The 15,314-nt window shown below is 41.0% G+C and carries 14 protein-coding genes; 4 read left to right on the forward strand and 10 right to left on the reverse strand.

Translation table 11 applies throughout. The features are described from left to right. The first annotated feature begins 308 nt into the window (after positions 1-308). A complete protein-coding gene (gene ilvD, locus F8R90_RS26700; RefSeq protein ID WP_196513188.1) occupies positions 309-2,018 on the forward strand; it encodes a dihydroxy-acid dehydratase in 1,710 nt (569 codons plus the stop codon). 64 nt (positions 2,019-2,082) lie between these two features. Here the strand turns inward: ilvD and F8R90_RS26705 are convergent, their stop codons facing one another. After that, the gene (locus tag F8R90_RS26705) at positions 2,083-2,982 is read right to left on the reverse strand and encodes an aspartoacylase (RefSeq protein WP_196513189.1); all 900 of its coding nucleotides are present in this window, start codon (positions 2,980-2,982) and stop codon (positions 2,083-2,085) included. 198 nt (positions 2,983-3,180) lie between these two features. Between F8R90_RS26705 and F8R90_RS26710 the strand changes: the two genes are divergently transcribed. Next, positions 3,181-4,383, forward strand: a complete 1,203-nt coding sequence (locus F8R90_RS26710; RefSeq protein ID WP_196513190.1) for an AGE family epimerase/isomerase — start codon at positions 3,181-3,183, stop codon at positions 4,381-4,383. A gap of 56 nt (positions 4,384-4,439) precedes the next feature. Then, positions 4,440-5,027: a Uma2 family endonuclease gene (locus F8R90_RS26715; RefSeq protein WP_196513191.1), complete on the forward strand. Its 588-nt coding sequence runs from the start codon at positions 4,440-4,442 to the stop codon at positions 5,025-5,027. A 286-nt stretch (positions 5,028-5,313) separates the two neighbouring features. On the opposite strand, the gene F8R90_RS26720 is transcribed toward F8R90_RS26715, so the two are convergent. From F8R90_RS26720 to F8R90_RS26740, 5 genes are all read right to left on the reverse strand, one after another. Beyond that, entirely contained in the window at positions 5,314-5,655 is a 342-nt protein-coding gene (locus tag F8R90_RS26720) for a helix-turn-helix domain-containing protein (RefSeq protein ID WP_196513192.1), read from the reverse strand. Further along, positions 5,648-6,037: a type II toxin-antitoxin system RelE/ParE family toxin gene (locus tag F8R90_RS26725; protein ID WP_196513193.1), complete on the reverse strand. Its 390-nt coding sequence runs from the start codon at positions 6,035-6,037 to the stop codon at positions 5,648-5,650. The genes F8R90_RS26720 and F8R90_RS26725 overlap by 8 nt, the downstream gene beginning before the upstream one ends. Positions 6,038-6,081: 44 nt before the next feature. Next, on the reverse strand, positions 6,082-7,410 hold the full coding sequence (locus F8R90_RS26730) for an ATP-binding protein (RefSeq protein ID WP_196513194.1): 1,329 nt from the start codon (positions 7,408-7,410) through the stop codon (positions 6,082-6,084). 96 nt (positions 7,411-7,506) lie between these two features. Next, positions 7,507-8,796, reverse strand: coding sequence for a tellurite resistance TerB C-terminal domain-containing protein (locus F8R90_RS26735; RefSeq protein ID WP_196513195.1), 1,290 nt, complete (start codon positions 8,794-8,796; stop codon positions 7,507-7,509). Positions 8,797-9,100: 304 nt separating this feature from the next. Beyond that, positions 9,101-10,435, reverse strand: a complete 1,335-nt coding sequence (locus tag F8R90_RS26740; protein ID WP_196513196.1) for an ATP-binding protein — start codon at positions 10,433-10,435, stop codon at positions 9,101-9,103. Between the two features lie 107 nt (positions 10,436-10,542). Here F8R90_RS26740 and F8R90_RS26745 point away from each other — a divergent pair, with 107 nt between their 5' ends. After that, positions 10,543-10,860 carry a TMEM14 family protein gene (locus F8R90_RS26745; protein ID WP_196513197.1) on the forward strand — a complete coding sequence of 106 codons (318 nt, stop codon included), beginning with the start codon at positions 10,543-10,545 and terminating at the stop codon, positions 10,858-10,860. Between the two features lie 106 nt (positions 10,861-10,966). Here F8R90_RS26745 and F8R90_RS26750 read toward each other — a convergent pair whose 3' ends face one another. The 4 genes from F8R90_RS26750 to F8R90_RS26765 all read right to left on the reverse strand — a co-directional run bounded on the left by F8R90_RS26750 (position 10,967) and on the right by F8R90_RS26765 (position 14,777). Beyond that, a complete protein-coding gene (locus F8R90_RS26750) occupies positions 10,967-11,827 on the reverse strand; it encodes a fructosamine kinase family protein (protein WP_196513198.1) in 861 nt (286 codons plus the stop codon). Between the two features lie 120 nt (positions 11,828-11,947). Further along, the gene (locus tag F8R90_RS26755) at positions 11,948-13,228 is read right to left on the reverse strand and encodes a M16 family metallopeptidase (protein WP_196513199.1); all 1,281 of its coding nucleotides are present in this window, start codon (positions 13,226-13,228) and stop codon (positions 11,948-11,950) included. 161 nt (positions 13,229-13,389) lie between these two features. After that, a complete protein-coding gene (locus tag F8R90_RS26760; protein WP_190894827.1) occupies positions 13,390-13,824 on the reverse strand; it encodes a hypothetical protein in 435 nt (144 codons plus the stop codon). Positions 13,825-13,907: 83 nt separating this feature from the next. Next, complete coding sequence (locus F8R90_RS26765; protein ID WP_196513200.1) at positions 13,908-14,777, reverse strand: zinc metalloprotease HtpX; 870 nt, start codon at positions 14,775-14,777, stop codon at positions 13,908-13,910. Positions 14,778-15,314 lie beyond the last annotated feature (537 nt).

Raw genomic sequence — 15,314 nt, forward strand, 5'->3', positions numbered from 1 at the left:
CCCTTTTTATGATTATCATTATTGTATTGTTTTCTGAATAGGTATACTACACAATAATTGTTAAAGGTCAGGATGCTTTAAGGCTGACAAGATAATATTTTTAACCTCTAATTTCTTTTGATTTGCGTTCTCTCCTATCGCTTTTAGTCTAAACTCCAGTTCCTCAGCTACAGCAATAAAGTAGCGCAGGTGTCGTAGTTCCATATTTTTGATATGTTATAAGTCTCAATTTTAAATAAATATATATTGGACATCTTAAAAAAGTCTACGTATCATACTCGTACAAAGATTTGAGCGAGGCCAGAGCAATGGGTGAAAAAACAATTTCGTCAGAGAATTTTAGAAGTAAAGTTGTCACACAAGGAGTGCAGCGATCGCCAAATCGGGCTATGCTGCGTGCAGTAGGTTTTCAGGATGAAGACTTTAACAAAGCAATTGTGGGTGTGGCTAATGCCTACAGCACCATCACTCCCTGTAACATGGGGATTAATAAACTAGCACTCATCGCTGAAGCTGGAATAAAACTAGCTGGGGCAATGCCGCAAATGTTCGGCACAATTACTATTAGCGATGGGATTTCGATGGGAACTGAGGGGATGAAATATTCCCTAGTGTCACGAGAAGTGATTGCTGACTCCATTGAAACAGCCTGTAATGGTCAGAGTATGGATGGTGTGATTGCCATCGGTGGCTGTGATAAAAATATGCCAGGGGCAATGATTGCAATGGCACGGATGAATATCCCGGCTATCTTTGTTTACGGTGGGACAATTAAAGCCAGACACTACCAGGGTCGTGACTTGACTGTTGTGAGTTCCTTTGAGGCTGTGGGTGAATACAGTGCCCAAAAAATTGACCATACCGAACTGATGGAAGTAGAACGCCGTGCTTGTCCTGGTGCGGGTTCTTGTGGCGGGATGTTCACAGCTAATACTATGTCCTCAGCCTTTGAAGCGATGGGTATGAGTTTACCCTATTCTTCCACAATGGCGGCAGAAGATGAGGAAAAAGCTGATAGCACCGAAGAATCAGCCAAGGTATTAGTAGAAGCAATTCGCAATCAACTGTTACCTCGACAAATTATCACCCGTAAATCTATAGAAAATGCTATTTCTGTAATTATGGCTGTGGGTGGTTCAACTAACGCTGTGTTACATTTTCTGGCGATCGCTCATGCAGCTGGTGTAGAACTTAATCTAGATGATTTTGAAACTATCCGCGATCGTGTCCCTGTTTTATGTGATTTAAAACCCAGTGGTAGATATGTTGCCACAGACTTACATCAAGCTGGTGGTATTCCCCAAGTGATGAAAATGCTATTGGTACATGGGTTACTTCACGGTGACTGTATCACCATCACAGGTAAAACCATCGCCGAAATTTTAGCAGATATCCCCGATGAACCACCCACCAATCAAGATGTGATTCGTCCTTGGAATAACCCGATGTATGCCCAAGGTCACTTAGCCATCCTGAAAGGGAATCTCGCTACAGAGGGAGCAGTCGCAAAAATTACCGGGGTAAAAAATCCCAGTATTACTGGTGCTGCACGGGTATTTGATTCTGAGGAAGAATGCTTAGATGCCATCCTTGCAGGTAAGATTAAAGCCGGTGATGTAATTATCGTCCGTTACGAAGGACCGATTGGCGGCCCTGGTATGCGGGAAATGTTGGCTCCCACCTCAGCACTTATTGGTGCAGGTTTAGGTGATGCAGTCGGATTAATTACTGATGGACGCTTTTCAGGCGGTACTTACGGGATGGTAGTCGGACACGTTGCTCCCGAAGCCGCCGTTGGTGGTGCGATCGCTCTGGTCGAAGAAGGTGATAGCATCACTATTGATGCTAATTCTCGCTTGTTACAAATAAACATAGACGATGCAGAATTAGCCAGTCGCCGCGCCAAATGGCAACCCCGTCCACCCCGTTATACAAAAGGCATCTTAGCTAAATATGCTAAGTTAGTTTCCTCTAGCAGTGTTGGTGCTGTCACAGACTTAGATTTATTTAATGAGTAGGGAGTAAGGGTAGAGACGCGATATATCGTGTCTCTCTACAAGAGTGGTTAAAAGAGCGAATAAATTAAACTACCTCTTGCTGTTTTTGAGCTAAATACATTGCAATTCCTTTCTCGTAGTAAGCTGCTTCATTAATAAAAACAGGATAAACAGTAGATTCTCCCTCATAGAAAATATCTTTTCCTGCAAAAGTCAGAAACATTGGATCGCCTGGATTCAAAGGTTCATAATCCCTAAACTGAAGCTGGGGATGAATCATGGCTTGAATTTCACCGCGTAGGCGCAGCCCACCGTAGGCATTGCTTCTCGGATAATCAATAGTCTCAATATATTGATAGAGTGTAAGCTTGCTGTCTATCTGCGGAAGATTACCTTGATTATACCCTTCAAAATAATCCAAAATTGCATAAATAAGCTGTTCTGTTTTCTGAAATAATTCGGCGTTTAAAATATTCTGAGCTACAGCACCAACTTCTATAACAAAACCCAATTCACACAAAGAACGGAGAAAACCACCTTCTCTAGATTGTTGATTAACAAAAATCTTTACCATCGGATTGATAGAACTTAAATAAGCGCCTAACCGAAGTAAGAAAGGATGCATATCACAAAATATCAGACTTAACCCCATGTTTGCAGTTGTGCTGTGCAAATCAACAATTACGTCCACAAAAGGCTGATTTTGCGGTTGTAGTATCTGTTGAATTGCTTTTGCCCGCGTATCTTCATAACTTAAAAGTTGGGGATTTTGTAAACCTTGATTGGTGAAGCAACGATTTAAATCTTTGTCAATGTATCGTTTGCCTTCTTCAATAGCTTTGATATTGCCAAGTAATGCCAGAGTTTCAAAACTTACTCTGTTGATTAAATTAGGATACTGCTGAAACTTTTTGACTAAATGTACTCCTGTTAACTCATTACCGTGATTTCCTCCAACGATCGCAACTCGTTCAATGTGACTCATAACAACCTCATATCTAAAAAAATACTCTACAGTTATTGAGAATGCTGCAAGATACAAGATAGAAGTATAACTGCTGCTGACTAAATCTTGTAAAAGACCGACGCGATGTCTACGACGGGCTACGCCTACGCTCCCTATTCGAGCCAAAATGTGATAACTGTTAAGCTGTTAGTTTTAGCGCAAAAGGGAAGGAAATTTATGGAGCAGGATTTTCAAGCGATGCCTCCGGCGGGCTACGCCTACGCTGAACTTTACAAAAACGCTCTCCTCAACAATGTCCTTCCATTTTGGGAAAAATATTCTCTCGATTGGGAGCAAGGCGGTTATTTTACCTGTCTTGATCGCTACGGCAAAATTTATGATACAGACAAATTCATCTGGTTGCAAAACCGCCAGGTGTGGACTTTTTCCATGCTTTACAACCAGCTAGAAAAGCGCGAGAATTGGCTGAAAATTGCCAGCAACGGCGCTAATTTTCTCGCCCAACATGGCAGAGATAGCGATGGTAACTGGTACTTTGCCCTCACTCGTGAAGGAAAACCACTAGTTCAGCCTTACAATATATTCTCTGATTGCTTTGCAGCAATGGCATTTAGTAAATATGCACTCGCTGGCGGCGAAGAATGGGCAAAGGATGTGGCGATGCAAGCTTATAACAACGTATTACGCCGCAAGGACAACCCGAAGGGCAAATATAATAAAACCTATCCCGGCACACGCCCGATGAAATCGTTGGCTGTACCGATGATTTTAGCCAACCTGACTCTAGAAATGGAATGGTTGCTGCCAAAGAAAACCCTAGAGAATGTCTTAGCTGAGACTGTCCGCGAAGTGATGACCGATTTTCTCGACCAAGAACGGGGGCTAATGTACGAAAACGTTGCCCCTGACGGTTCCCACATAGATTGTTTTGAGGGACGGCTGATTAATCCAGGTCACGGTATCGAAGCGATGTGGTTCATCATGGACATCGCGCGTCGGAAAAACGACACCAAAACTATTAACCAAGCCGTTGATGTGGTGCTAAATATCCTAAATTTTGCTTGGGATAGCGAGTACGGCGGATTGTATTACTTTATGGATGCAGATGGTCATCCTCCACAACAATTGGAATGGGATCAAAAGCTGTGGTGGGTTCACTTAGAATCTTTGGTTGCATTAGCAATGGGCTATCGCTTGACGGGGCGTGAGGTGTGTTGGGAATGGTATCAAAAAATGCACGATTACACCTGGTCACACTTTACTGATGCAGAATACGGTGAGTGGTTTGGCTACCTCAATCGCCGTGGAGAAGTATTGTTGAACCTTAAAGGCGGCAAATGGAAAGGATGTTTTCACGTACCGCGTGCATTATACCTTTGTTGGCAGCAATTTGAGGCATTGGAAAGCCTGCGGCGGTAAACAACGCAGTCAGTTTTATCTTTGCTAGTGTACAAGTACTATTGGAAAGATGTCTCATGAATGTTGTGACGCCTAAGCGATTTACGATCGCAGAATACCATCAATTGATTGAACTCGGATTTCTCACAGAGGGCGATCGTATTGAATTGATTCGAGGGGAACTGATTCAAATGAGAGCAAAGGGAACGCCTCATACAGTTTGTAGTTCTATCCTATGCCGTCAATTGGATCGGCTTTTAGGTGATAGAGCAGTCATCCGTGGACAAGATCCCATCATCCTTCCTAATCAGAGTGAACCTGAGCCGGATGTTGTCATTGCACGAGGAAGAGATGAAGATTATCTTGCTCATCATCCGTATCCCGAAGATATTTTGTTGGTTATTGAAATTTCGGATAAAACAATAGATTACGACCAAATAACCAAGTTGTCTTTGTATGCAGAAGCCGGAATTTATGATTACTGGATTGTGAATTTGCCGGCTCGTCAACTTGAGCGTCATAGCCAGCCATATCAAAATGCTCAAAGTAAGTTTAGCTATCTCAGCAAGCAGATTTATTTATCTAATCAGTCAGTGGCGATTCCTGGATTTGAAGATGCATTATTAGACTTGAGTCGTTTGTTTCCAGAGAGTACTAGTGAATGATTTTGTTGGTGCGATCGCGTAAAAAAGTTTTCTATTGTCTGAGATACGTTTAAATACTGATATCTTATGCTTTAAATGATTGATATTATACTAGAATATGTAAAAAGTATGCTGTTAGTATGCACCACATCGAACTAATTATATTAATTTTGGATTTGTTTCCGAATTACATGGATTCAGACAAGCTATTGAGAATACTAAAAATGCTTGATAATCATTTTAATGTAATTGACAGGCAGATAAGTGAAATAAAATCTCTTCTGTCTATGCTGTAAGTAAGCATTTTTCAGTTTTCTAATACATAACTACAAACTTTTGTTTGAGCCTGTGTTTGAGATTTTGGTTTCAACTTCACCACTATTTCTACATCACAACCTAAAGCATTTAGAAATCGGAACAGTCGCTCTGTTGAAAAACCTGATAGTTTTCCCCTTATTAAAGCAGAAATCTTAGGTTGATCGACTCCCAATAGTGCCGCCGCTTCAACTTGATTCATCTTTTGTTTAGCGATGATTTCACTGATTTGACGTGCAAGTTCTGCTTTGACAAGTAGTTCATCAGGGTTCGCTAAACCTAAATCTGCAAACACATTGCCGCTACTTTTTTGTACACTGATTTCTTCAGTCATTTTTCTCTTCCTTTTGTTTCCGGCTATAGTTTTGTGCGTGATGTTCTTTTGCCCGCTTCAGCCTTGCTTTAATTAATTCGATGTCTTGTTTTGGTGTAGTAATACCGTGTTTGGATTTCTTTTGAAAAGAATGTAAAACATAAATAACGTCTTCAAGTTTAACTGTATAAACAGCTCTATAAGTGTCACCATCAAAGTCTTCTACAACTTCCAATACCCCAGCACCCTTAAATCCTTTGAGGGGTTTTACTGAATCATGCTTCTCACCACACTGAGCCAAGTACAGAGCATAACCCATCATTTGTTGAACTTCTTCTGGAAACTCTCTCAAATCATCAAGCGAGCTTCCAACCCACTCGACTAGCTTTAATAAAGGACTCATCTTTTACAATATGCTAGTTTTGGCATACTTCATTAATGATAATATCACAAGCTAAATTCTGCTGCGCCATCCTCATCCACATCTGCATCCTTACCCACAGCAGTAGGTTTAAATTTAGAGCCATGAATTAATTCACCAAACGCAATTTCTGGATTTTGGTGAAGAATATTCAGCACACTCATAAAATCCCGCACAATTTCCCCTGGTGTCAGTAATGCTTCTGCACCCAAGCGATTAATAATTTCTTGCACAAACTCCTTCAACTCACGATTTGTCAAAGTCTGTTCATACCCAAAATTGAGTGCATGAATCTCAGCTAAACGTTGCAGAAGCGTCAATATTTCTGCTTCACTCAACGGATTTAGCCGAATGACTGGCCCTAAGTGTTCCTGAACATTAGCTTGTGCAGCAAAACGGCTTTCTTTTGTGCGTCTTTGCCAAGCTTGGTCTGCAAAAAGTCCCCGTTTGGGGTCTTCTAAAAATTTAGTTGTTCCACCAACAACAATACCAAGATGTTCTGCTTTACATTGCATGGTATCGTTAAACATTGCTAGTAGTCTATTATAGTTCTTTTCCCGCGTGACTGTAGTAGATATTTGATATAAATGTACGGCTTCATCAACTAAAATTAATAGTCCTTTATAGCCAATCTCAGCAACAAACTTTGCAAACAGTTTTATATAGTCATACCAACTATCATCATCAATGATAACGCGCACTCCTAAAGCTGCTTTAGCCTCAACTTTAGTAGTAAATTCTCCCCGTAACCAGCGCATCGCTGCATTTTTTAAATTATCATCATCCATTCGGTAGCCACGCCAATAAGCAATAATCACGCTACCAAAATCAAAACCGTGAACTAAATCTTCAATATACTGAACTACTTCCCTAATTTTTGATTCAACTTTGTCATCAAAACCATCGTCATTGGGACGCATTTCAGTTTCTTTAACAACTTCTTGTTGAATTTTATTAATCCATCCTTCTAAAATAGAGACTAAAGCACCACCATCAGGACGAGTTTTTGTAGCTAGGTGGCTCATTAATTCTCGATAGGTGGCTACACCTTCATTGTTGCTTCCAGCTAATCGACGTTCAGAGGATAAATCAGCATCAGCTACTACAAAACCTTGCTCCATAGCGCGGTTGCGAATTAGTTGTAATAAAAAACTTTTACCGGAACCGTAGTTACCAATTATGAAGCGAAATGCTGCTACACCTTCTGCCATATCATCAAGATTTTGTAATAGGCTTTTTAGTTCTTTTTCTCGACCTACTGCTATATATTCAACTCCCACTCTTGGTACTACCCCCGCACCAAGGGAATTGATTAAAGCAGTGGAAATTTTTTTCGAGATTTTGAGCTTTGCCATGTATTACACTTCACTTTATTGTAAACGCAGAAACACGCAGCAAGTAGGTAAGGTAGATATTCACCTTACTACTAATCTTACGACGGCAATAATAATTTAATTTGATGAAGCATGTCTAGCCATGAGGTCTTCATACACTGAAATCATTTTTTTGACATGCGTCATATACTCATGATAAACTTCTGGGCTTTCAGAATTTGAATCAATTATTAATTCACCAATAGTATCATTTGCTCGTTCATTTATAGAATCGATTAATAAATTCGGCATAGTGATATTTGCTTCGGCAATTTTTTTAATAGCAGCCTTGGGATTATCTTCTTTGACTATAGCTTTTAATACTTCTAGTTCGTATACTGGGAGATTTTCTAAAAAATTAGTCCATTCTTCAGGTAGATTATCTGATATATCAACTTCCGAAGTGTCTCTGATTTCTGTAGTTTCCATTATTTCAGAAAAAGGAAACAACTCATTATCATTTTCTTGGGAATTATCAGACAAAGGTTCTGGATTGAATGTTTCTATTTGTTGAAGTAATTCCCATACTTGATTTTGCAATGAATCTCGTTCTTCTTGCAACAATGAAATTTGCCCTTGCAACTGCTGTAATTCGGCTTTTTGTTCTGCGAGTTGAGTTTGTGAAGCATTTAGGATAGCTTGGATATTTTCTCTTTCGGTTTTTGTCGCTACTAGCAATTGATTTTTTTGGGTTGTCTCAACTTCTAACTCTTGAATTGCAATTCTCAATTCGTAGAGTTTTTCTTCTAATTGGGGTTTGAGTCTGCCTAAAAGAGTTAAATTGCTTTCAATTTCTTGTTTCTCCTGCTGAAGTTCCGAAATTTGACTTTGCAAATGGGTGATTTCACTGCGAGATACATTACAATTTGACTCTAGACGGCGCTTTTCTGCTGTCAGGACAGAAAAAGCGTTGTTCAATTCTGCTTGATTTTTCTGCAAGTTATTAATTTCAGTTTGCAGGCTACCGATTTCGGTTTCTAACTGTTTTTTTTGTCCAGCAAATGTTCTTAATTCTCGATGTAAACTATCCCTTTGATTACGGCTTTCTGTGACTTGATTTTGCAGTTGTTGTGACTCTGCATATAATAAATTATGATGTTCTTCGATTTGGTTTATTTCTCTGACAACGCGAGCTTTCAATCCCTCCATTTCTTTAATTCGCTTGCGGAGAGAACCTAAAATAAACATTTCATAATTTCTGCGTCGCTTATCTACGAATAATGCTGCTGCATAGATAGTAACGGCAGTGATTAAACCTGTGAGAAAGGCTTTATTAAAATCCCAGTTTGGGACGAGGCTAAGTCCAAAACTCACACTAAAGGCAACTATGCCTAATATAAATCGATTGCTGATCATTACTGATTGCATATTGCTGGTTTTTAGCGGATTGAAATTATCAGAAGAAGTAACTCTCATACTAATTCGTAATGGGCTACGCCCTGCTTCTCTACGAGACGCTGCGCGAACGCTAACGTAATTCGTAATTCGTCATTAAAATACACATAGAGAAATACTTAATAAAAGCGGTTTGCAATCCATTGCTATATTTGTTGAAACAAGACATTTTTTCGAAAGTTGGTATCATAGTAGTTCTAAAATCGTTAATTGTGATTATTGGTGCATAACATTGTTCTGTAAGTAACAAAAAAGTGCAATCATTAATGAACTAATTTTAATTTGAAGTTTTTGATGTATCCTTATTTACATTAAATAGTTTTAAATCTGCTTTTAAAAAATCAACAAACTGCCGTGCTGTACGTCCAGAACGACCATTATGGCGAGTTGCCCATTGTAATGCTTGAAATTCTAAATCTTCTTGGGTAATATTAATTTCAGCTTGGTCGGTTAGATGCTGTACAATCTTTAAATAAGTTTTCTGATCGGCTGGTTCAAAAGTCAAGGTTAAACCAAAGCGATCGCTAAACGAAAGTTTCTCCTGCATCGTATCCCAGGCATGAATTTCCTCGTTATCTTTGGGCGTAGGTCTATCCACAAAAAACTCCCGAATCAGGTGGCGGCGATTGGAAGTAGCATATACAACTACATTTTGCGGCCGCGCAGTTAAATTACCTTCTAAAACTACCTTGAGCGCTTTAAAGGCATCATCATCTTCTTCAAAGGAAAGATCATCGACAAAGATGATAAATTTTTGTGATACTCCCCGTAAATGTTCCACAATTTCTGGTAGGTCTTTTAAATCAGCTTTTGCCACTTCTAATAAGCGGAGGCTGCGATTACTATATTCATTCAACAAAGATTTCACCAAAGAAGATTTGCCAGAACCCCGGCTACCGTAAAGTAATACATGTAGTGCCATCTCTCCTGATAATAAAAACTCTGTATTTTTCAGCAAAGCATCTTTTTGAGACTCATAACCTACAAGCGCACTCAGCTTAATTGGGTCAGAATACCGAATACCGATAAACTGCCCACCTTGCCAGCGCAAAGCGCGATACTCTGCAAATAGACCAGAGCCACATTTTCGATAATAAGCTGCTAATTCTTCTACAGCATCACCCCAATTGTCTAACTGTTGTAGATACGTAGCGAACTTTGTCTCTCCTCCTAGCAATTCTTGCTCTTTATACCACACTACTGGTGAAATCGGCATGTGAGCTACGCCTTGTATCCACTCACTCAAAGAAGCGCTGCTACATTCATAGAGACTTTGCAATATTTGTAAATCATGGCGAACTGCTGCTATTAAAGCTGGAGGCAAATCATCAAATTCTTGCACTTCAGCCAGCTTTGTAAAAGGATTCTTAGACAAGAGAAGTTGAGTAATTAAATAGTCTTCCCAATTTTCATTTCTAGCAGCCAAAGCGTGGAAGTAACTGCCGTAGGCTTGGAGAGAACCCCGTGCATCGGCATCAGTGTAACGTATAGCTTGCAACAGTTCCAGAAATGCCATCCCCACTTCGCTTTGGAGAACAGACTGGTACAGTAAAAGTGACGCTGCTTGGCGTTGGAGATATTGAACCTTTGTATATGAGGAAGAACTTGCCATTGGTATCGCTTGATTTCCATCAATTAACTGTGTGGTATAGCTAAATAGCTATGGTAAATTGTCTGCTGACCTTGGCAGTAAAGTCAAAATCTACATAGGTTTTAACAATGAATTTAAGTATAATTGCTGCTTTTGCCTACGGCATATTAGCGATCGTTGGTGGCATTATTGGCTACATTCAGGCTACAAGTAAGGTTTCGCTCCTAAGTGGGAGCATTAGTGGTTTATTATTAATACTTGCCGCTTACTTTCAACTCCAAGGGCAAGCCTGGGGTTCGATTTTAGCACTGATAGTTACTGCTGTTTTAGTAGTCGTCTTTGCATTTAGGCTAGCTAAAACACGCAAGTTTATGCCGGCGGGATTAATGACGATTTTGGGGATGTTGGCTTTGGCGGTGATGGTGAGTCAAATGGTGGGGAATTGAGGGGTGAAATTTAAACGCAGAGGGGAGGCAGCGCGTTGCGGGGGTTCCCCCCGTTGTAGCGACTGCCGTCGCGCAAAGGGAAGCGCAGAGGTACGCAAAGTTGTAGCTAGCGCAAAATTTGGTCAATCATCCGGTTCGCCTGGGAAGCATAACCGCCGCCAAATAAATTGAAGTGATTCAAAATGTGATATAGGTTATAGAGTGTTTTTCTCTGCTCATAGCCTGCATTTAAAGGAAAAACTTCGTTGTAACCTTTGTAAAAAGCTGCGGGGAATCCACCAAACAATTCTGTCATGGCAATATCAACTTCGCGATCGCCAAAATAAGTTGCTGGATCAAAAATCACGGGTTCTCCTGAGTTAGTACACCCAGCATTTCCACCCCATAAATCGCCATGTACTAAAGAAGGTTGCACCTGATGCGCCAATAGTTCAGGGATGGCAGCTAGTAATTTTTCTGAAGAGGGGAAATTTCCTCCCCGTCGCCTTGCCAACTGAAATTGATAACCCAGGCGATGTTTAATATAAAATTCTGCCCAGTCTGCTGCCCAAGTATTGATTTGGGGCGTAGAACCAATGGTATTGTTAATTTTCCAACCAAAACCTTTGCTACTGCTAGCTTTATGCATCGCCGCCAACTTGCGCCCCATCTCTTCCCACGAATTGCTGTTACCGCTAGCAAGTTCTAACCATTCCAGCACGATGTAGCTAGAATTCTCAGCTACACCCCAGCAAATAGGATTTGGGACGCGAATACTAGCTGTGGCTAGCATTTCCTTTAAACCCATTGCCTCAGCCTCAAACATCGCAGCTTGGGATGGTTGGTTAAGCTTGACGAAGTAGGTTATTTCACCATTGGAGATAGCATAACCTTGGTTGATGCACCCGCCACCAACCGATCGCCGTTGCTGACTCTGAAATTTTTCGCCAGTCACCTGGCTAATTTGAGCATCGATTTGAGTCCACATTGTTAAATTGGGGATGAGGGAGCAGGGGGAGCAGGGAGCAGGAAGCAGGGAGCAGGGGGAAAATTCCTCTCCTCTTTCCAACCTTCTGCCTTCTGCCTCCTGCCTTCTGCCTTCTTCACTTTACGGCTTAACGACAACTACACCATAAGCATCTGGAGAAAGATACTCTTTGGCTGCTTGCATCAAGTCAGTTGCATTTTGGCTCTGAATATGATCTGGGTAGTTAAAGGCGGGTTCTAAATCTCCCACCAAGGAATGATAGTAACCATACAACCCAGTGCGATCGCTTGGTGTTTCATTGCCAAAAATAAATCTGTTCGCTACTCGCCGCCGCACACGGGCAATTTCTGATTCTGTGACTAACTCGGTTTGGACTTTGCGAATGTGTTGAGCGATCGCATCCTCTACTTGTGCTAAATTTTCTACTGCACATTTAGCTGAAATATAAAATATCCCTTGCAGCTGATTGCTCATGTTGCTCACAGAAATTGAAGAAACCAATCCCCGTTCTTCTCTTAAATCCCTCACCAGCCTTGATGTCCGTCCGTGTCCCAAAATTCCGGCTAAAACATCCAGTCCATAGGTGCGATCTAACTGAACCATTCCTGGAACCCGCCAAACCATAATTAGCCTAGCTTGCTGGAGACTTTCATCTATAAATTCTCGACGGACAATTTCTGTAAATGGTGACTCAGGATTTAGGGGGGAGTCGTGAGTAGGAAGTGGTGAGTACTGAGTTTGATGAGCTTTTGTAAATCCTTCAGCAATGATCGCAATTAATTCTTCCACAGGCAAATTGCCCACAGCTACAGCAGTAATTGACTGGGGTTGATACCAACTAGTATGAAAATCACGCATCTGCTGGGGTTTAAGTTCGGCAATCACCGATTCTGGCCCCAATACCGCACGGCGATAAGGTAGTTCATCAAAGGCTGTCTCCATTGCTCGTCGAAATGTACGCCGTTGGGGATTATCCTCTGAACGCCTAATTTCTTCTAAAACTACTAATCGCTCACGTTCAAAAGCATCATCAGGAATACTAGCATTTGATACTACATCTATTTGTAGTGGAGCAAGCTCGGCAAAATCTTTGGGGGCAGTGGTTATATAGTAATGAGTATAGTCTTGGCTAGTAGCGGCATTGGTAACAGCACCCCGTTCTTCAATTCGACGTTCAAACTCACCGCTAGCCAGTCGTTCTGTTCCCTTAAAAATCATATGCTCTAAAAAGTGAGCCATGCCGTTAATGGCATCAGATTCTACGGCTGAACCAACTTTAATCCATAAGTTGAGGTTTACAGCTTCAACTGGCATCTGCTCCGCTATGATTGTCAAACCATTGGGCAACTGATGCAGGGTTGGGGTATTAAGACGAGGAAGTTTCCGTAGGGTTGAAGTCATTGCTACTTGCGTGAGGAGCTATGTTACTCCTTTATCTTATCCGTGACAGAAAATTATATAAAAAGACCACTAAGAGGTTTTAGTACGCAAAACCTGTCCCTCTCCGAGTCGGAAAGGGACAGACTTGAACTTTAATTCAAGACAGAGAGAGGTTCGTCGAACTAACGAGAGTAAGGGTGATTGAAGGTTTCCCAAGCAGCAATAGCCGCCTTTTGCAGGCGAAAGCTGAAGTCTACTAAGTCTTTCATCATTAAGTGCCAGTTTCTCTCAGCTTCATCCTGAATTATCGCCCAAGAGTTTTCTAGGCGAAGGCGATCGCGTTCCATCAGCTTCCTCCCTTCAATTAATTCCCGTGCTTGACGCACAACTTTCAAATAGGTTTCACGGGTGAGAGTACCTGCTGAATCAGCCTCAGCTTGAGCGCGTCTTTTTAACGCTTCAATGAGCGCTTTGGTTTCGCGCTTCACCTCATCAGTTTCACCAACCATTTCGGTTTCCACTAATTCGTCTGTTTCAGAACTGATTTCTACAATTACTATGGATTCGGTAGATTCAATTACTGTGGTTTCAAAGGATTCGATATTGTTAGCAGTCATCGTTCAAACATCCTTAATTGCAAAGCTTACTTTCGGATGAAAACTGCACCCTCTACTAATAATTATTACTCATTCGGATAGGCTTAATAAGCTGTTGTTGGCAGTTGTTGCTCTAGTTTCATCAATGCTGCAACTCGCGCCTCTGTAGCAGGGTGACTCGAGAACAAGTTACCCATAAACTGTCCAGAGATAGAATTGATAATTAATAACGGCTCATAAGCTGGATTGGCATTTAAAGGCATCTGCCTTGCTGAGGCTTCCAAGCGTTGTAATGCCCTGGCTAAGGCGCGGGGATTACCAGTTAATCTAGCTGAACCTGCATCAGCAGAGAATTCTCGTGTACGCGAAATTGCTAGCTGAATAATCGTCGCAGCCAATGGCGCAAGCATTACTGTTAATAAAACACCCAAAGGATTTGCACCTCTGTTACCATCTCGTGAACCACCGCCAAACCATAAGCTGTAACTCACCATTTGGGCTAGGAATGAGATAGCACCGGCAACAGTAGCAGCAACGGCTTGTGTAAGGGTGTCACGATTAATAATGTGGGTGAGTTCGTGGGCGATAACGCCTTCTAGTTCATCCTCTGGCAATATATTCAAAATGCCTTCAGTGACAGCCACAGCAGCGTGTTCTGGATCGCGCCCTGTAGCAAAGGCGTTAGCACCTTGGCTTGGAACAATGTAAACTTTGGGCATGGGAATGTTCGCGCGATCGCTCAATTTCTGCACCATCCGATAAAGTCCTGGTGCTTCCCTTTCACTCACAGGCTGGGCCCGGTATACTGCCAGCGCAATTTTATCTGATTGATACCACGAAAACAGGTTTGTTACTGCTGCTAAACCTATCCCTATTATCAAGCCACTAGTACCGCCTATTATCCAGTAACTAATTGCGATCAAAAGACCACTTAATGCAGCTAGCAAAGCAGCCGTTTTCACTTGATTTCCCATATTTTCGCTCTCCTGCTAATGCTGTATAAATTTTCTAGAAAACAGCATTAATTAAGCTACATCTTGATTGTATCCAGCTAAACTTAGATATATGGTACAGAAAACCTATCAGATAAGTACGGTTTTCCTACTTAAATTTTATAAATAAAAATTTAGTTGTTTTTGATACGTGCTCTTTTGATAAAATCTATATTTATAGATAATAAAAAGACATCTATCTGTAGGAGTAAATTATTTATTAAGACAGAAATTAAGGAGTTATGGGATGAAACAACTACGCAAATTTAAAACGGGGATGGCAGCAGTCATAACCAAAATATAAGTAAGCTGAATCTCAATAATTATCGGTTCTTCCGGTGCTTTTATGGTGGTTACTAAATTTTAGTAAATTTTACTAACTATATTTTAATGATATTTATCCTTAAAATATAGGCTGTATAAGCATTACAGCAGTTTCACGTATACTGAAATAATCCAAATAGCATGATTTATACTATAACACAGTAAAAATTAAGGCTTTCACACAGTGTGCCGTAG

It is taken from the genome of Nostoc sp. NZL (genome assembly GCF_015714705.1).
Taxonomy (GTDB): domain Bacteria; phylum Cyanobacteriota; class Cyanobacteriia; order Cyanobacteriales; family Nostocaceae; genus Nostoc; species Nostoc foliaceum_A.